General features: G+C 72.1%; 15 protein-coding genes. 10 read left to right on the top strand and 5 right to left on the bottom strand.

From position 1 onward, the window contains the following. The first annotated feature begins 18 nt into the window (after window positions 1-18). Window positions 19-696 carry a SanA/YdcF family protein gene (locus GTY96_RS13560; protein WP_143903234.1) on the top strand — a complete coding sequence of 226 codons (678 nt, stop codon included), beginning with the start codon at window positions 19-21 and terminating at the stop codon, window positions 694-696. Window positions 697-809: 113 nt separating this feature from the next. Beyond that, on the top strand, window positions 810-1,082 hold the full coding sequence (locus GTY96_RS13555; protein ID WP_143903236.1) for a hypothetical protein: 273 nt from the start codon (window positions 810-812) through the stop codon (window positions 1,080-1,082). Between the two features lie 158 nt (window positions 1,083-1,240). On the opposite strand, the gene GTY96_RS13550 is transcribed toward GTY96_RS13555, so the two are convergent. Beyond that, entirely contained in the window at window positions 1,241-2,725 is a 1,485-nt protein-coding gene (locus GTY96_RS13550; RefSeq protein WP_161664933.1) for an SMI1/KNR4 family protein, read from the bottom strand. 213 nt (window positions 2,726-2,938) lie between these two features. On the opposite strand from GTY96_RS13550, the gene GTY96_RS13545 reads away from it, so the two are divergent. Beyond that, window positions 2,939-3,298, top strand: a complete 360-nt coding sequence (locus GTY96_RS13545; RefSeq protein ID WP_143903238.1) for a thioredoxin family protein — start codon at window positions 2,939-2,941, stop codon at window positions 3,296-3,298. A gap of 14 nt (window positions 3,299-3,312) precedes the next feature. On the opposite strand, the gene GTY96_RS13540 is transcribed toward GTY96_RS13545, so the two are convergent. Both GTY96_RS13540 and GTY96_RS13535 read right to left on the bottom strand, forming a co-directional pair. Further along, a complete protein-coding gene (locus tag GTY96_RS13540) occupies window positions 3,313-5,178 on the bottom strand; it encodes an ABC transporter ATP-binding protein (RefSeq protein ID WP_143903240.1) in 1,866 nt (621 codons plus the stop codon). Window positions 5,179-5,223: 45 nt separating this feature from the next. Further along, the gene (locus tag GTY96_RS13535; RefSeq protein ID WP_328700863.1) at window positions 5,224-6,195 is read right to left on the bottom strand and encodes a universal stress protein; all 972 of its coding nucleotides are present in this window, start codon (window positions 6,193-6,195) and stop codon (window positions 5,224-5,226) included. A gap of 497 nt (window positions 6,196-6,692) precedes the next feature. Here GTY96_RS13535 and GTY96_RS37190 point away from each other — a divergent pair, with 497 nt between their 5' ends. Continuing rightward, the gene (locus GTY96_RS37190) at window positions 6,693-6,854 is read left to right on the top strand and encodes a hypothetical protein (RefSeq protein WP_186001957.1); all 162 of its coding nucleotides are present in this window, start codon (window positions 6,693-6,695) and stop codon (window positions 6,852-6,854) included. Between the two features lie 84 nt (window positions 6,855-6,938). Here the strand turns inward: GTY96_RS37190 and GTY96_RS13530 are convergent, their stop codons facing one another. After that, window positions 6,939-7,145, bottom strand: coding sequence for a CsbD family protein (locus GTY96_RS13530; RefSeq protein ID WP_143909086.1), 207 nt, complete (start codon window positions 7,143-7,145; stop codon window positions 6,939-6,941). A 314-nt stretch (window positions 7,146-7,459) separates the two neighbouring features. Between GTY96_RS13530 and GTY96_RS13525 the strand changes: the two genes are divergently transcribed. Beyond that, a complete protein-coding gene (locus GTY96_RS13525) occupies window positions 7,460-9,241 on the top strand; it encodes a methyl-accepting chemotaxis protein (protein WP_143909088.1) in 1,782 nt (593 codons plus the stop codon). A 187-nt stretch (window positions 9,242-9,428) separates the two neighbouring features. Then, entirely contained in the window at window positions 9,429-9,797 is a 369-nt protein-coding gene (locus GTY96_RS13520) for a VOC family protein (protein ID WP_143909090.1), read from the top strand. A gap of 38 nt (window positions 9,798-9,835) precedes the next feature. On the opposite strand, the gene GTY96_RS13515 is transcribed toward GTY96_RS13520, so the two are convergent. Beyond that, on the bottom strand, window positions 9,836-11,416 hold the full coding sequence (locus tag GTY96_RS13515) for a phytoene desaturase family protein (protein WP_161665010.1): 1,581 nt from the start codon (window positions 11,414-11,416) through the stop codon (window positions 9,836-9,838). Window positions 11,417-11,628: 212 nt separating this feature from the next. Here GTY96_RS13515 and GTY96_RS13510 point away from each other — a divergent pair, with 212 nt between their 5' ends. From GTY96_RS13510 to GTY96_RS13495, 4 genes are read left to right on the top strand one after another with little or no spacing between them, the layout of a single operon-like run. Next, window positions 11,629-12,114 carry a chemotaxis protein CheW gene (locus GTY96_RS13510; protein ID WP_143909092.1) on the top strand — a complete coding sequence of 162 codons (486 nt, stop codon included), beginning with the start codon at window positions 11,629-11,631 and terminating at the stop codon, window positions 12,112-12,114. Next, on the top strand, window positions 12,111-13,934 hold the full coding sequence (locus GTY96_RS13505; protein ID WP_161664931.1) for a CheR family methyltransferase: 1,824 nt from the start codon (window positions 12,111-12,113) through the stop codon (window positions 13,932-13,934). The genes GTY96_RS13510 and GTY96_RS13505 overlap by 4 nt, the downstream gene beginning before the upstream one ends. After that, window positions 13,934-14,548 (top strand): chemotaxis protein CheW, encoded by a 615-nt coding sequence (locus tag GTY96_RS13500; RefSeq protein ID WP_161664930.1) that lies wholly within the window; start codon window positions 13,934-13,936, stop codon window positions 14,546-14,548. Before GTY96_RS13505 ends, GTY96_RS13500 begins: the two co-directional genes overlap by 1 nt. Further along, window positions 14,545-16,188, top strand: a complete 1,644-nt coding sequence (locus GTY96_RS13495; protein ID WP_143909098.1) for a methyl-accepting chemotaxis protein — start codon at window positions 14,545-14,547, stop codon at window positions 16,186-16,188. The genes GTY96_RS13500 and GTY96_RS13495 overlap by 4 nt, the downstream gene beginning before the upstream one ends. Window positions 16,189-16,190: the final 2 nt, after the last annotated feature.

Genomic DNA, 16,190 nt, shown 5'->3' with positions numbered 1-16,190 from the left:
GTCGCTCGCCGGAAGAGAATGGCTCCTTCCGAGCGTTTCGTGGGGTCCATGAGGGCAGGCGGCACGACCAGGGTGTGGGTGCGCAGGGGCCTGGGGCTGCTCGGGCTGGCCCTGGCCGTGGTGCTGGGGCTGTCTCACTTCGTGCGCCTGCGCTACCAGGGCCGCATCGTGCCGCTGGCCGTGGCCCCGGAGGCGCCCCTGGCGCTGGTGTTCGGGGCGGGGCTGGCGCCGGGCGCGGTGCCCTCGCCGGTGCTGGCGCAGCGGCTGGACGCGGCCATCGCGCTGTGGCGGCAGGGCAAGGTGCAGGCGCTGCTGGTGAGCGGGGACAACTCCGCGCCCTTCCACGCCGAGACGCGGGCCATGCGGCGCTACCTGCTGGAGCGCGGGGTGCCGGAGGCGGCGGTGCTGGGCGACGAGGCGGGGCTGTCCACCTATGACAGCTGCCTGAGGGCCCACACGGTGTTCGGCGCGACCCGGGCGGTGCTCGTCACGCAGCGCTTCCACCTGTCGCGGGCGCTGTTCATCGCCAATTCGGTGGGCATCGACGCGTGGGGCGTGGCGGCGGACGAGGGCCGCGCGACCCCCTGGCGCTACACGCTGCGCGAGACGCTTTCCCGCGTGCTCGCGCTGGGGATGGTGCTGCTGGACGTGAAGCCCGGCAGCCCCGACAGCCGGCCGCCGACGGCCCCTCGCTGACGGAGCAGGGCCCGGCAGGCAGGCGGGCGGCGTGGATTGCCGGTGCCCCGCGGGGGGCTCATTTTCGAGGGGACACGGAAGCTTTCTCAACCGTCCCTGTCGAGGAGACCCCCATGCGGTTCAACAAGCTCGGAGACGAGGATGTGGGCGAGTCCAGCTCGCTGCGCCACCGGAACCCTGAAACCGGGGAGGACGAGATCAACATCTCGGATCAGGACATGGCCCTGTCCCCACCGATGGAGGAAGAGGCGGATGCGCGGGACATCCTGCCGGATCAGATCCAGCGCTTCGGCCGGGGCGAGGAGGAAGAGGAGCGAGAGCTGACCGCTCAGCCGGACGAGCCGGGGCCCCGCGCGCAGACGCCCGATCTGCTCCCCGAGGAGTAGCCGGCCCGGAGCTTGATGACTGCCGCCCCGACCGGGCGGTTTCCAGCAGGGCGCGTCCCCGAGTGGGACGCGCCCGTTTTTTCAGGGGGCTGGCCGCGTGTGGCCGACCGCGTGTGGAGGGAGGAGCCCGTGGGCTTCCTCCCATCCACCAGTGAGGCTCAGGACCGCCGGCTCGCGGGCTTCTTCACCGTGGGCTTGCGGGCCCCGGCCTTCGTCGCGGTGGCCGCCTTGCCTGGGGCCTTCTTCGCGGCGGCGCCCTTCGTGGCGGCGCCACGCGTCGAGGCGGCGCCCTTCTTCACGGTGGGGGCCCCACGCGTCGAGGCAGCGGCGTTCTTCGCGGCGCCGACCCCGCGCGTCGAGGCAGCGCCCTTCTTCGCGGCGCTCGCTCCACGCTTCGAGGCAGCAGCGTTCTTCGCGGCGGCGTTCTTCGCGACGGAGGCCCCGCGCGTCGAGGCAGTGCCCTTCTTCGCGGCGCTGGCTCCACGCTTCGAGGCAGCGCCCTTCTTCGCGGCGCTGGCTCCACGCTTCGAGGCAGCGCCCTTCTTCGCGGCGGCGCTCTTCTCGGCGGCGGCGCTCTTCGCGGCGGCGTTCTTCTCGGTGGCGCTCTTCGCGGCGGGGGCCCCGCGCGTCGAAGTAGCGCCCTTCTTGGCGGCGTTCTTCGCGGCGCCGGCTCCACGCGTCGGGACAGCGGTCTTGCCCGGGGCCTTCTTCGCGGCACCGCGCGCGGGCGCGGACTTCGCAGCCGCCTTGCTCGCTGCCGTCCCCGTCGCGGACCCACCCACGGGCACGGAGCCCTTCGCAGTGGGCTTCTTCGCGGCCACCTTGCCTGCTCCCGCGCCTGCCACGGGCTCGCCGGTGGACACGGGCTTCGTCACGGTCGGCCTCTTCACCGTGGCCCCACGGGGCCTCGCGGCCACGGGCGGAGCCTCCAAGGGCGCCGGGGCGGCCCTCTTCACGGCGGGGCGGGTCACCTCCGTCTCCGTGAACAGCTCCTCCTGTTCGACGGCCTCGGACTCCTCATCCTCGTCACGAGCCAGGGCCTCCAGGTCGCTCGCGGAGCCAGCGCCGCCCTCGTCCTCGTCCCCCGTGTCGGCCGCGGCGCCAGACAGCGCGCCCTGGAGCACCGCGTTCATGGCGCGCGCGAAGGTCCGCTCCCCGAAGCTCTCCACCTCTTCCACCGGCGGAACCAGCACCTCGAGCATGTCCTTGAGCGTGCGGTACAGCCGCATCTCCCGCTTCTCGCCGTCCCAGGTGCCGAAGACCCAGTCGTCGCCGTCCAGGGCGCTCATCCAGCCGGGCAGCGGCCCACCACCATCCCCCTGCTCCTCCATCGCGGACTTGCGCGCGACGAACAGGTGCCGGTGCGCCCCCTTCAGCCCGAAGCGCCAGACGCCCGCGGCCGGGAGCCCCACCACCATCAGCCGGCTCTTCTCCAGGACGCTGGGCGCGCCCGCCTCGCCGCGCAGCGGATACAGGCGCACCTCGCCCTGGAACTCACCGCCGTTCAGCGCCAGGTACAGGTCCGCGAGATCCGCGGGGAACGGGACGCCGCACTCCGTCTCGGCGCGGCGGACCTCCTCCGCCAGCACCCCCTCCGAGGTCGCCTTCGCCGACTTGCGCAGTGCCTCCAACCACTCGTGCATGACCCCTCCATGACATCGACAGCCACCGGGGTCCGCACCTTATGGCGCCTGGGCCCCCGTGCGCAGTGTGCATGTCGGGTTTCGTCGACCCGACACCTGTAGACATATCTGGAGAACCTGACACGCCCGCCCCCTCCATCCCCCCTGCCCGCCTGCCCCGGGGGCCTCCAGGCTGGATGGAAGCCCGGCCCCCAGGGGGTTAGGAAGGACGCCATGGCGCATCCCGTGAGCTACGAGGCGACGACCGAGACCTTCGACTCGCTCGTCATGGAACCCCGCGACGAGCTGGTGGTGGTGGACTTCTGGGGCCCCGGCTGCCCCAACTGCGACATCTACGCGGCGGCCGAACCCGACCTGCTGGCGGAGCTGGACGGCGCGCCCCTGCGTGTCGTCAAGGTCAACGCCTACGAGCACGAGGCCCTGGCCACCCGCTTCGGCCTGTTCGGCATCCCCACCTTCCTGCTGTTCCGCAACGGGAAGCTGCTGGGGAAGATGAGCCAGTACTACGGCAAGCCGTACTTCCTGGGCGTCATCCGCGACCACCTGCCCGGGGGCGCCGCGGCCGGGGCCTGACGGCCCGGCTTGCCCTACTCCCGGTAGCCGCGCGCCTGGAGGCGGAACAGGTGCGCATACCGCCCGTCGAGCGCCATCAGCTCGTCGTGGCTGCCCAGCTCCTGCACCGTCCCGTTGTGCAGCACGGCGATCTGATCCGCCATGCGCACCGTGGAGAAGCGGTGCGAAATCACGATGGCGATGCGGTCCGCGGCCAGCGCCTGGAAGCGCTCGAAGAGCGCGTGCTCCGCCTCCGCGTCGATGCTCGCGGTGGGCTCGTCCAGGATGAGCACCTCCGCGTCGTCCCGCATGAAGGCCCGCGACACCGCCAGCTTCTGCCACTGGCCGCTGGACAGCTCCTGGCCCTTCTCGAACCAGCCACCCAGCATCGTGTCGTACTGGCCGGGCAGCGCCGCGATGACCGTGTTCGCCCCGCCCTGCTCCGCCGCGCGGTGGATGCGCGGCCGGTCCTCCAGCGCGTCCACGTGCCCCAGGCCGATGTTCTCCGCCACGCTGAACTGGTAGCGCACGAAGTCCTGGAACACCGCCCCGAAGCGGCTGCGCAGGTCGCCCGCCTCCATCGAGGACGTGTCCACGCCGCCGTAGAGGATGGTCCCCTCCGTGGGCTCGTACATGCGCAGCAGCAGCTTCACCAGCGTGCTCTTCCCCGCGCCGTTCTCCCCCACCAGCGCGAGCTTCTGGCCCGGCTTGAGCGTGAGCGACACGTTGCGCAGCGCCCACGCATCCTTGCCCGCGTAGCGGAAGGACACGTCCCTCAGCTCGATGGCGTTGCCGCGCCCGCGCGGCGGCGTGACGGCGGGCAGCACCTTCGGCGTCTCCCCCAGGGTGGGGATGTCCAGGTAGGCGAAGAGGTTGCTCATGAAGAGCGCGTCCTCGTACATGGAGCCCACGCTGGTGAGGATGCCCTGGAACGCGGCCTGCCCCTGCCGGAACACGGACAGGTACAGCACCATGTCGCCCACGGTGATGCCGCCGGCCGCCGCGCGGCTCGCCACGAAGAGGTAGCAGCCGTAGAAGGCCGCCAGCGACACCAGGCCCAGGCCCAGGCCCCACGCCATGCGCTTGCGCGCGAGCGCCCGGTCCTCCGCGAAGAACTTCTGGAACAGCGCGCGGTAGCGGCCCAGCACCAGCGGCCCCAACCCGAAGAGCTTCACCTCCTTCACGGTGCTGTCGCGCGTGAGGATCCACTCCAGGTAGTTGAGCTTGCGGCCCTCCGGCGCGCGCCACGAGTACAGCCGGAAGCCCTCCGCCGCCAGCCGCGCCTCCGCGATGAACGCGGGGATGGACGCCAGCAGCAGCACGCCCACGCTCCACGGCGACAGCGACACCAGCAGCACCGCGTAGGTGGACAGGGTGATGACGTTGCGCACGATGCTGAACGCCTGCATCACCAGCGACAGCGGCCGCGCGTTCGCCTCGCGCCGCGCGTTCTGCATCTTGTCGTAGGTGTCCGAGTCCTCGAAGTGCTGGAGCTCCAGCTCCAGGGCCTTCTGGAGGATGCGCTCGTTGAGCAGGTTGCCCAGGTGCGCGCGCAGCAGGTCCCGGGTGAGCGTCAGCGCGCGGTCCACCACGGCCGAGCCCACCATCAGCCCGAACTCCGTGGCCACCAGCCCCAGCACCCGCGAGTGCGCCTGGGCGTCGCCCTTCGCCGCGGCCACCACCGTGTCCACGATGAGCTTGCCCACCCACGCGATGCTCGCCGGCAGCACCGCCGCCACCAGCGTGAGCGCGCCCAGCACCACCGCGCCCCGGGGGCTCGCCTGCCAGAAGAGGCGGAAGGTGCCCGGCAGCTGCTTGAACAGGACGCCCGCGTTCTTCAGGCGGGCGCGGAGCGACGGCGGTGTCTGCGGCGAGGGAGGTGGCAAGGTGCCGCCCCTCATAACGCGCCGACGCCCGCCGCGCTGGGCTCCCGGGCTTCTCCCGCCTCAGTCGTGGACGATGGGGCGGGACGGCGCCTCACCGTCCCCCAGGGCGGCGGGCGGGGCGGCGTGACGCGAGATGAGCACGTCGCAGTGCGAGCGCGCCAGCACCCCTTCGGTGAGCGGCGAGGGCGGGTTCGCCGTGGACATGCCCAGCGTCAGCAGGTCGGATTCGCGCTCGATGGACTCCGCGTGAATGCACTCCAGCGGGTCGCCCATGCGCACGCGCAGCTCCAGGGCCCGGCCCGTCTCGCGGTAGGGCGCCAGGAAGCGCCCGAGCGCCGCGCGGGCGGCGTCCTCGCGCTCCTGCCGCGACCGCAGCCACTGCGCCAGCGGGGCCGCCTGGTCGGGCGGCGCGGCGTCCTCCTCCCGCAGGTCCACCACGTGCAGCACCTCGATGGGCGTCGAGGCCGGGCACAGGCGCATGGTCAGCTCCAGCGCCCGGCGCGACTCGCGGGAGAAGTTCACCGCGACGAGGGGCCGGTGGTACACGCGGCCCGGGTGCGGCACCACCACCAGCACCGACGCGTCCACCTCGCGCACCAGCCGCATCACCACGGACGTGTCGGGCAGCGGCTTCGCGGGATACGTGGGATGCGGCCGGCCCACCACCAGCACCTCCACGCCCTCGTCCTTCGCCAGCGCCGCCGCCACGTGCGGCGCGTCACCGGTGCGCAGCTCCTCGCGCACGTCCACGTCCGGGCGCTGCCGCAGCCGCCGGACAGCCGACGCCACCGAACGGCGCAGACAGCGCTCTCCGGCCAGCGTGCCATCCGGCCCGGTGTGGCCGTCCAGCGGCGGGCTCGCGTGCAGGACGATGAAGGATGCCCCGTGCGCCAGGGGGAGCCGCAGCGCTCGAGCCAGCGCGAACTCGGACTGGAGGGAGAAGTCCACCCCCACCACGACCCGCTTCAGGCCGCGCTGGGCGCGCAGCAGCCCTTCGGGCAACAGGGGCAGGCCGCCCCCTCTGGAAGACACGTTCGCTCTCATCTCGGCACCCTTCCTTCCACCACCTGATGGACGTCCGGGGCGTGGCGGCGTTGCCACTCACGCGCGCGGGCGGAACCGCCGACGTACGGCCTCACGGGCTCCGCCTCACGCAGGCCCTCATGCACATACATTCAGGCCGCCCGCCGGATGTGCCACCCGTCTCGCAGGGACGCCACTCCCGCGGCCGGGCAGGCGAGCGCAGGGCGTCATCGGGCGGCGGGCCAGGTCGTCCGGACGGGACGCACGTGTCAGTGCGACACCTCCCCTGCTGTAACGTTTTCAGGGCATGGCTCCGTTTCGTGCAACGGGTCCGGGGCAGGCATGCGGTCAGGGCAGGCACATCAAGGCGTTGGGACGTTCACAGCTGGACCCTGACGAACGGGGGCGCTTTCCGAGGCTCGGCCAGCCCTTTGCAAAGGCCTCGGTCTGGCCGGTGACGTGGCCGTGGGTGGCGGGTCGGACGGCAGGAAGCAAGGGAGCGGGACATGCGCGGCGTCATCACCGGACGTGAGGTGGTTGCCAACCTGGGGCTCATCTACCGGGAGTTTGGAACAGCCTGTGTGCTGCGCTGTCTCTGGGTGATGGTCAGCGGCAAGTCCACCACCTTCCTCGAAGTGGCGTGCCCCTGCGAGAAGCTGCGGCAGTAGGCGCCCGCCGAAGCAAACAGCCCGGGCCGCGAAGAAGCACACAGGCTTCCGCGGCCCGAACGGTTCCAGCCCTGGAATGCTGGCCTAGCGCCGGTGCGGATCCGCGTCGCGGCGCGCGGCCTCGCGCTCGTCGCGCTTGTCCTTGATGGCGTGCTTCACGTCCTCCACCACGCCTTTGATCTTCCCCTTGAGCGTGTCCGCCTTGCCCTCGGCTTCCAGCGAACGGTCGCCGGTCGCCGCGCCCACGGTCTCCTTCACCTTGCCCTTGGCCTTGTCAGTCCACTCACCCATGGCGTCCTCCTGACTTCGGTGTTTGAAGCGTTAGTGAAGGCAACGTGCGCATGTCGTCCGCGGCCGGCAGGCGACGCGGGCCCGCCCGCACGGCTGCCCTGCCCGGAGTCGGGCGAGGCCAGGACATCCATGGAGGTCAAGGCAACGGACGACACGCGACGCGCGCGGGTCCGACACGCTCCCCGCCCCCCCTACCCGTGGCGTCCCTGTTATTCAGGGAGCCCCTGGAGTCATTGTCACAAGACGAGGACGTTGCATTGACGCACCCGTGCTTCGCGCACAGGCTTGCGAGCACTTCCCGGATCCGCTGCCCGATGAATCCACCTCCGACCCCGTCGACGAACGCGCTGCTCTTCAAGCTGCTGATGCTGCGCACCCTGGTCGTCACGGTGGCGGTGGCTCCCGCCATCTACGTCGACATGCAGTTGTTGGACGTGGGGAGCGCGATGGGGTTCGTGCTGGGGGTGGTCACGCCCATCGTGATTGGAGGGCTGGCGTTGGTGGTGCCCATCGGGGCGGTGGGCGCGCTGCTGCGGCACGCGGTGCAGGAGGAGGCCGCCCCGCCGGAGCGGCTCCGGCGGCTGCTGCGGCTGCCGGGCGTGCTCACGTTCGTGGAGGCGCAGGCGGGCTGGTTCCTGGGCGGCATCTTCTTCAACGGCGCCATCGGTCTGGCGTTGGACCGGCCGCCGCGCGTCATCCTGGTGGGCGTGGCGGTGGCGATGAGCGCGGGGCTCTTCAGCGCGCCCATCATGTACATGCTCTACGAGCGGGCGCTGGCCGGGGTGACGCTGGAGGCCTTCCGCCGCGCGCCGCATGAGCGCCCCGCCGGAGAGGGCCTGTTCCTGCCCCGGCAGAGCTGGTTCCTGCCGGCCATCGTCGTGTCCGCGCTGCTCATCACCTGCATCACCAGCATCGCCACGTTGCAGCTGCGGCTGGAGAGGAACCTCTCGTCGCTGGCGGAGGACCTGGAGCTGTCGGGCGACCCCCGGGGCGCGGCGCGGGTGCGCGCGCGCATCCAGCCGCTGCAGGAGGATTTGACGACGCCGGTGGCGCTGCTGGGCGGGTTCGCGGCGCTGGGCGCCATCTTCACCGCGGCGTGGGCGGCGCGGCGGCTGGCGCAGGGAGCGAAGGCGGTGGGCGCGTCGCTGGACGCGCTGGTGGAGGGCCGCGCGTCGCCGCCGCAGTGGGTGTCCACGGACGAGCTGGGCGACCTGTCGGCGCGCACGTGGCTGCTCTACGAGCAGTTGCAGGAGCTGCCCCGGTCGCTGCGCTCGTCGGCGGGGCACCTGGCGAAGGCGGGCACGCGGCTGACGGAGGCGAGCGACCAGCAGAACCGCACGCTGTCGCGGCAGGCGGCGGCCATCCATCAAGCGCGCTCCACGGCGCATGAGATTCAGCAGACGTCGAAGCTGGCGGCCAGCCGCGCGGGGAGCATCCTCGCGGTGGCGGAGCGCGCGGCGGCGATGGGCCGGCTGGGCGCGGAGTCGCTGGCGGGCACGGAGCAGGGGCTCGCGGACATCCGCGACCTGACGCACGGCCTGAACCAGCAGGTGAGCGACCTGGGCACGCGCGCCCGCGAGGTGGGCCGGGTGTCGGAGGTGGTGAAGTCGCTGGCGGACCAGTCGCACATGCTGGCCATCAACGCGGCCATCGAGGCGAGCCGCGCGGGCGAGCAGGGCCGGGGCTTCGCGGTGGTGGCGCGGCAGATGCGCGAGCTGGCGGACCAGTCCATCAAGGCGACGGGCCAGGTGCGCGGGCTCTTGGAGGGCATGGAGGCCGCCACGGGCGAGGCCGTGACGACGGCGGACAAGAGCGCCCAGGGCGTGGAGGCGGCGCTGGTGCCGCTGCGCAAGAGCGGCGAGCGGCTGCGCGAGCTCATCTCGCTGGCGCAGGAGTCCGCGACGGTGGTGCGGCAGATCGCCGAAGCGGTGGCGCAGCAGCACGCGGGCGTGGATCAGCTCTTCGTCGCGGTGAGCGAGATGGACGAGCTGATGGCCGCGACGCTGCGCCAGCTGGACACCACGCAGGAAGCAGCGACGGCGGTGGCCCAGGCGACCGGGCAGGTGTCGGAGCTGGCGGAGCGGTACGTGGCCTGAGGTGCCGTCCGTGCGGGATGGCTTGCCACGCGTCCCTGCCCACCGTTAGCGTCCACCCCGGTCGAAAAACGGCGGACCGGTTCGGTGAGCCCCGGTCACTTCCATGGTGGAAGCACTTGTCCGTCTCCCTCGGGAGTCAGGACCCCCGGCCCTTCGAAGGCACGCGTGTGCCTTCGCGAGGCTCGCCATGAAACTGAATCACCTCGATCTGCAGGTCCCCGACGTCCAGGCCACCGCCCGCTTCTTCACGCGCTACTGCGGCTTCACGTCGCACGCGAAGAACCACGACTCGCCCGCCATCGCCATGCTCGCCGGACAGGATGGCTTCGCGCTCATCCTCCAGCGCCGCAAGCGCGACACCGACACCTTTCCGGAGGACTTCCACGTCGGCTTCCTCCAGGACTCCGAAGCCCCCGTGCTCGACTTCCACGCGCGCGTGAAGGCCGACGGCCTGGAGGTGTCCGACGTCATCCGCAACAACCGGGGCACCCTCGTCTACTGCCGTGCCCCGGGCGGGCTCCTCGTGGAAGTGAGCTGCCGCCCCGGCGCCGCCTGAGCCCCGGCGGCGCTCCCGCGTCATGACCGACAGCCGCCTCAGGCCGCGCGCGGCCGGGGCGGCGCGCTCGCCACGTCGTCCTCCAGCGGCGGCACGTAGGGCCAGCCCTTCAGCGGACCCTTGCCCGCCTCGCGCGTGAGGTAGTCCGCAGCGATGTTCGCGCTCTCCATGATGGTGAGCAGCCCGCTGCCCGGGTGCGTGCCGCCGCCCACGAAGTACAGGCCCTCCACCTGCCCGTTCTTCACCCGGGGCCGCAGCGGCCCCAGCTGCAGCCACGTATGAGACAGGTTGAACACCGCGCCCCGGAACACGTTGAAGTCGTCCCGCCACGTCTCCGCCGTGAAGTAGCGCTCCGCCTTCACGTGTTCGCGCAGGTTCCGGATGCCCACCTTCTCCAGCATCCTCGGGATGCGCTCGCGCAGCGTGGCCTCCGTCCTCGCCCAGTCCACCGGCCTCGCGGTGTTGGGCGTGGGCACCAGCACGTACAGCGTGGAGTGCCCCGCGGGCGCCCCGGATGCGTCCGACACGCCCGGGTTGCACACGTAGAAGGGCGGGTCGTCCACGTCCACCATCCTGTCCTCCAGCGCGTCCCGGTCCGTCCGCCGCGCGCTCTCCGACAGGTAGATGAGGTGGTGCGGCAGGTCCGCGTACGTCGTGTCCACGCCGTAGTACGCCATGAACGTGCTGCACGAATACTTCGCCCGCTCCAGCGCCGCGTCCGTCAGCCGGCTGCCCTCGCGCACCTCCGGGGCCAGCAGCGTCCGCGCCGCGTAGGCCAGGTCCGCGTTCACCACCACCGCGTCCGCGTCCAGCACCTCGCCGTTCGCGAGCTTCACGCCCACGGCGCGGCCCGCTTCCGTCCGCACCCGCTCCACCGCCGTGCCCATGCGGAAGGTGGCCCCCAGGTCCTGGGCGCACTTCATCATCCCGCGCGCCAGCTCCCGGAAGCCGCCCTGCACGTGCCACACGCCGAACGCCAGCTCGATGAACGGAATCACGCTGAACACCGATGAGCACGTCGTCGGGTGCAGCCCCAGGTACTTGGATGGATACGCCAGCGCGTAGGTCATCCGGTCGTCGTGGAAGAACCCGTCCAGCTGCGCGTAGAGCGTCCGCCACGGCTTGAAGCGCAGCGTGGGCGCGAGCCGCCAGGGCGCGTAGTAGCTCAGGCTCCCCGCGTGGGTGCAGATGAACTTCTCATACGCGAGCGCGTACTTCTCCCGCCCGTCCGCCATCCAATCCCTCAGCGCCCGCGACTTGCCCGCGCCGAACTTCTCCAGCTCCTGCCCCATCCGCTCCAGGTCGCGCCGCGTGTCCAGGTGCGTGCCGTCCCAGAAGTGCACGCGCGTGTTGGGGTCCACCGGCGTGAGCGTGACGTAGTCCTCCAGCTGCTTGCCCGCGCGCTGGAAGATCTGCCTCAGCACGCCGGGCAGCTGGAGGATGGACGGGCCGGTGTCCACCGCGTACTCGGCGTCCTGCCCCAGCCGCAGCCCCTTCATGCGGCCACCGGGGATGGCGTCCTTCTCCACCACGGTGACCTGGAAGCCCTGCCCCGCCAGGTTGATGGCGGCCGACAGGCCCCCCGGCCCCGCGCCCACGACGATGACGTGCTGAACCATGTGCCTCACGATGCCCGGCCCCACGCCGGCTTGCGATTGCCCCATCGGGACGGCCATCCCGAAAAAGCGTTTCCGCCTGGGATTCCCGGCCGCGCGCCAGCGGTTGATTCCGGGCCGAAGCGCTCCCTCTCCCACGGAGCGTCTTCTAGAGGACGGGACACCATCCTGAATCCCCAGGGTGCATTCCGTCCTGTAGCCTGCGACGCGCATCCATGAATCCCCCCGCGGAGGCCCGCCCACTGGAAGTCTTGTTGTTCACCCTGGAGCGGCAGCGCTACGGCCTGCCCATGGAGGACGTGCGCGAGCTGGTGCGCGCCGCGCGCCTCACGCCCCTGCCCCAGGCGCCGGACGTGGTGGAGGGCCTGCTCAACCTGCGCGGCGAGCTGCTGCCCGTGCTGGACCTGCGCCGCCGCTTCCGTCACGCCGCGCGGCCCCTGTCGCCCATGGACCACTTCATCGTCGCCAGCGCGGGCGGACGTCCGGTGGCGCTGCGCGTGGACCGCGCGGAGGGGCTGCACCCCATCACCCCTGGCGAATGGGATGCCTCCCCCGGGGCGCTGCCCGGCGTGGGTTATGTCGCGGGGGCCGCGAAGCTGGCGGACGGTCTGGTGTTGGTGCACGACCTGCGCTCCTTCCTCTCCGAGGCCGAAGCGATGCAGTTGGACACCGCGCTCGGAGCCCTTCCGGAGCCCGCTTGATAGGCGGCGTCCTTCCCCCGGGCTTCAAGGAAGTGCTCACCCTGGTGGAGGAGCGCGCGGGGCTCGCCGCGCCCAGCTGCCTGGCCGCGGCGCTGGAAGGCATCCAGCGCGCCATGGCCCGCGCCAACCAGGACGACGTGGAGGTCTACCTGCGGGAGCTGGCGCAGGACAGCTCCCTGCTGGACGACCTGCTCACCGAGCTGACCATCGGGGAGACGTACTTCTTCCGCACCCACGAGCACTTCGACCACCTGCGCCGCGTGGTGCTGCCGGAGCTCCGCGAGCGCAAGGGCCCGGACCACCTGCTGCGCGCGTGGAGCGCGGCCTGCGCCTCCGGCGAGGAGCCCTACTCCATCGCCGCGCTGCTGATGGCCGAGGGCTGGGAGGACCACATGCTGGTGCGCGCGACGGATGTGTCGCGCACGGCGCTCGCCCGCGCCCAGCAGGGCCGCTACACCGACTGGTCCCTGCGCGGCCCCTCCGCGGACCGCATGCGCGCCCACCTCAAGCAGGAGGGCCGCCACTACCTGCTATCCCCCGCCGTGAAGCGCCACGTGCAGCTGGGCTACCTCAACCTCGCGTTGGAGACGTGGCCCTCCGCGGAGAGCGGCATCTGGCAGTTGGATGTCATCTTCTGCCGCAACGTCCTCATCTACTTCAACCGCGCCACCATCGAGGGCGTGGCGCGCAGGCTCCACGCGTCGCTGGATGAGGGTGGCTATCTCTTCACCGGCCCCTCCGACCCGCCGCTGGGCGACTATGCCCCGCTCGAGCCCGTCCTCACGGAGTGGGGCGTGCTGTACCGCAAGCCCCTGGCCGGACAGCACGCCGGGCACTTCGTTCCGCTCCAGCCCCTGGCGCCCCTGCGCGCGGACGGCACGCCGTTTCCGGCCACGCCTCCAAACGCGCCTCCCCGGCCTGACACCTCCCCCGCCGCGTCCACGCCGCACGCCCCGCGCGCGCCGACGACGCCCGGGATCCGCCCCGGCGCGGGAACGTCAGCGCTGACGGGCGCAGGGCCTTCTGGCGCGGTTCGGCCATCCTCGGGCGGCGGGTTTCGCGGCTCGGGAGATTCCGCGTCCTCCAGCAGCGGGCCTTCCGGCGCCTCGGGACCCGGACCCGCGGCCACGGCGACTCCCGTGTCTCCAGGGCGCGGGCCGTCTGGCTCGGGCTCCTCCGCATCCTCAAGCGGCGGCCCCTCCAGCACGGGCGCTCCGGGCCCCGGGCCTTCGGCCACCGGGACTCCAGGAGGCGTGCCCTCTTCCGGCGGGGCTCCCGCGACGCGGCCGGCGGCGCGCTTCACCCTGGGCGTGGAGGCCCTGGAGGCGGTGCGGCAGGCCCTGGCCCGAGGCGACTGGCGCGAAGCCGCTCGGCGGGCGGGGGCCCAGGCCGCCGACCCCGACCACTCCGTGGCGGCGGTTCGTGCACTGGCCAACCTCGACTCCCGCGCCGCGGTGTTCGCGTGCGGTGAGGCCTCGCTTCGTCACCCGCTGGTCGCCGGTCTGCGCTATCTGGAGGCGCTGCTGCTGCTGGGACAGGGACGGCTGACCGACGCGGAAAAATCCGTCCGGCAGGCGCTCTACCTGGAGCCGGGGCTCGCCGTGGGCCACCTGCTCCTGGGCCACGTGCTGCGCCAGCAGGACCAGGCCGCCGCCGCGGCCCGGGCCTACCGCGAAGCCGAGGCGCTGTGCCGGAAGCTGCCGCCAGAGGCGCTGGTGCCGCTGGCGGAGGGAGAACGGGCAGGTGCCCTGGCGGACGTGGCCCGCGCGGAGTGGCGGCGCCTGGAGCGGTCCGGGACTGAAGGCGGAGAGGCGAGCTGATGGTCAAGCGCGAGGGAGTCATCGACTGGCAGCAGGTCCGGGCCCGGCTGGAAGCGCTGGAGCGCGCCACCGAGGCGCGCGACTCCCTCACGGACGCGGCGGCCCAAGCCCAGCTCGACGCGCGCGCCCTCACCCTCGCGCGTCCGCCGGAAGTCCCCGCGCTGCCCGGCAGCCAGCGCGAGGTGGTCCGCTTCCGCGCCGCGGGCCAGACGTACGCGCTGGAGTCGCGCTTCATCCTGGAGGTGATGCGCGCGCCGGAGCTCACCCCGCTGCCCGGCTCGCCGCCGCTGCTGCGCGGCCTGACCCTGCTGCGCGGCGAGGTGCTGCCCGTGGTGGAGCTGGCGCCGCTGTTCGGCCGGCCCGCCGCCAACGCGAGCGGCCCGGTGCTGGTGGTGGGCACCGCGCGGGCGGAGCTGGGGCTGCGCACGGACGAGGTGTCGGAGGTGGCGGTGCTCACGGGCACGGAGCTGTTGCCCGCGCCCCCCTCCCTGGAAGAGGAAGCGGGCGCGCTGGTGTCCGGCGTGAGCCCCGACGGCACGCTCGTCCTGGAGGGAGAAGCCCTCCTCGGTGACGAGCGTCTCGTGTTCGAGCTGTCCGAAGAAGGAGTCGCATGAGCATCGGGAATCGCATCGCGCTGGGCTTCGGCTTGTCCCTGCTGGTCCTGCTGGTAATCGCGGGCGTGGCCTTCCAGGGCGCGCAGCAACTCACCGCCACCACCGACGGCCTGCTGGAGTCCCACAACAACTACAAGCTGCTGCGCGAGGTGCGCGCGCTCGTCGTGGACGCGGAGACAGGCCAGCGCGGCTACGTGCTCACCGGCGACGACTCCTACCTGCGCCCGTACCAGAGCGCCCTGGGCGAGCTGCGCTCGGACCTGGACGCCTTGCGCCCCGCGATGGCGAAGTACCCGGACCAGCGCGCGCGCCTCCAGAAGCTGGAGCCCCTGGTCGCCAACAAGCTGGACGAGATGTCGGAGACCATCCGCCTGCGCCGCGAGCAGGGCTTCGACGCGGCCCTGGCCCTGGTGAAGACCAACCGCGGCCAGCGCGACATGGATGCCATCCGCGAAATCATCTACGAGATGCGCGACACCGAAGAGGAGCGCTGGCAGCAACACTCCGACGCCGCCACCCGGGCCGCGCAGCGCAGCATCTGGGTGCTGGCGCTGGGCACCCTGCTGGGCCTGGCCATCGTGGGCGTGGGCAGCTTCGTCATCACCCGGGGCATCACCGGTCCCTTGCGCAAGCTCACCTTCGGCGCCGAACAGCTGGGCAAGGGCGACCTCACCCACCGCATCGACGTGCGCGGCCGTGATGAGATGGCGGACCTGGCGAACACCTTCAACGCCATGGCCGACCGCCGCCAGCAAGCGGAAGTCCAATTGGCCCGGCAGGCCGAACAGCGCGAACACACCCTCAAGACGGTGGCGGAGTTCGTCAACCAGCTCGCGGGCGCGTCCTCCGAAATCCTCGCCAGCACCACCGAACAGGTGGCCGGCGCCCAGGAGCAGGGCACCGCCGTGACGGAGACGGTGAGCACCATCGAGGAGATCACCAAGACGTCGGAGGAGGCCGCGGGCCGCGCCCGCGCGGTGAGCGAGTCCGCCCGGCACTCGGAGGAGGTGGGCCGCTCCGGCCGCCGCGCCGTGGAGGAGGCCGTGTCCGCGATGGGCGCGGTGCGCGACCAGGTGGAGTCCATCGCGTCGCGCATCCTCGCCCTGGCCGAGCAGGCCCAGGCCATTGGCGACATCATCACCACCGTCAACGACATCTCCGAACAGACGCACATGCTGGCGCTCAACGCGTCCATCGAGGCGAGCCGCGCGGGCGAGCACGGCCGCGGCTTCGCCGTCGTCGCCTCGGAGGTGAAGGCCCTGGCGGAGCAGTCCAAGAAGGCCACCGCGCAGGTGCGGCAGATCCTCGGTCAAATCCAGAAGGCCACCCACGGCGCGGTGATGACCACGGAGGAGGGCACCAAGAGCGTGTCGTCCGCCACCCGCGTCGTCACGGAGGCCGGCACCACCATCCAGCAGCTGGCGGACCTGCTCACGCAGGCCTCGCTCACGGCCGCGCAGATCGCCGCGTCCGCCAACCAGCAGGCCACCGGCATCGGGCAGATCCGCCAGGCGATGCACGACGTGAACCAGGCCACGCAGCAGGGCCTCACCTCGTCGCGGCAGACGGAGCGCGCGATGCAGGACATCAACGCCATGGGCCAGAAGCTCAAGGGGCTGCTCGGGGAGTTCGGGCGCTAAAT

The organism is Corallococcus silvisoli, from assembly GCF_009909145.1.
GTDB classification, from domain to species: Bacteria; Myxococcota; Myxococcia; order Myxococcales; family Myxococcaceae; genus Corallococcus; species Corallococcus silvisoli.
Note: the sequence above shows the minus strand (reverse complement) of the source record. Positions and strands in the feature narration are given on the sequence as shown.

What these genes read in the sequence shown, in the direction of transcription:
- GTY96_RS13560 (WP_143903234.1), top strand. Translation starts at nt 19, where the DNA reads ATGGCTCCTTCCGAGCGTTTCGTGGGGTCCATGAGGGCAGGCGGCACG.
- GTY96_RS13555 (WP_143903236.1), top strand. Translation starts at nt 810, where the DNA reads ATGCGGTTCAACAAGCTCGGAGACGAGGATGTGGGCGAGTCCAGCTCG.
- GTY96_RS13550 (WP_161664933.1), bottom strand. Translation starts at nt 2,725, where the DNA reads ATGCACGAGTGGTTGGAGGCACTGCGCAAGTCGGCGAAGGCGACCTCG.
- GTY96_RS13545 (WP_143903238.1), top strand. Translation starts at nt 2,939, where the DNA reads ATGGCGCATCCCGTGAGCTACGAGGCGACGACCGAGACCTTCGACTCG.
- GTY96_RS13540 (WP_143903240.1), bottom strand. Translation starts at nt 5,178, where the DNA reads ATGAGGGGCGGCACCTTGCCACCTCCCTCGCCGCAGACACCGCCGTCG.
- GTY96_RS37190 (WP_186001957.1), top strand. Translation starts at nt 6,693, where the DNA reads ATGCGCGGCGTCATCACCGGACGTGAGGTGGTTGCCAACCTGGGGCTC.
- GTY96_RS13530 (WP_143909086.1), bottom strand. Translation starts at nt 7,145, where the DNA reads ATGGGTGAGTGGACTGACAAGGCCAAGGGCAAGGTGAAGGAGACCGTG.
- GTY96_RS13525 (WP_143909088.1), top strand. Translation starts at nt 7,460, where the DNA reads ATGAATCCACCTCCGACCCCGTCGACGAACGCGCTGCTCTTCAAGCTG.
- GTY96_RS13520 (WP_143909090.1), top strand. Translation starts at nt 9,429, where the DNA reads ATGAAACTGAATCACCTCGATCTGCAGGTCCCCGACGTCCAGGCCACC.
- GTY96_RS13515 (WP_161665010.1), bottom strand. Translation starts at nt 11,416, where the DNA reads ATGGTTCAGCACGTCATCGTCGTGGGCGCGGGGCCGGGGGGCCTGTCG.
- GTY96_RS13510 (WP_143909092.1), top strand. Translation starts at nt 11,629, where the DNA reads ATGAATCCCCCCGCGGAGGCCCGCCCACTGGAAGTCTTGTTGTTCACC.
- GTY96_RS13500 (WP_161664930.1), top strand. Translation starts at nt 13,934, where the DNA reads ATGGTCAAGCGCGAGGGAGTCATCGACTGGCAGCAGGTCCGGGCCCGG.
- GTY96_RS13495 (WP_143909098.1), top strand. Translation starts at nt 14,545, where the DNA reads ATGAGCATCGGGAATCGCATCGCGCTGGGCTTCGGCTTGTCCCTGCTG.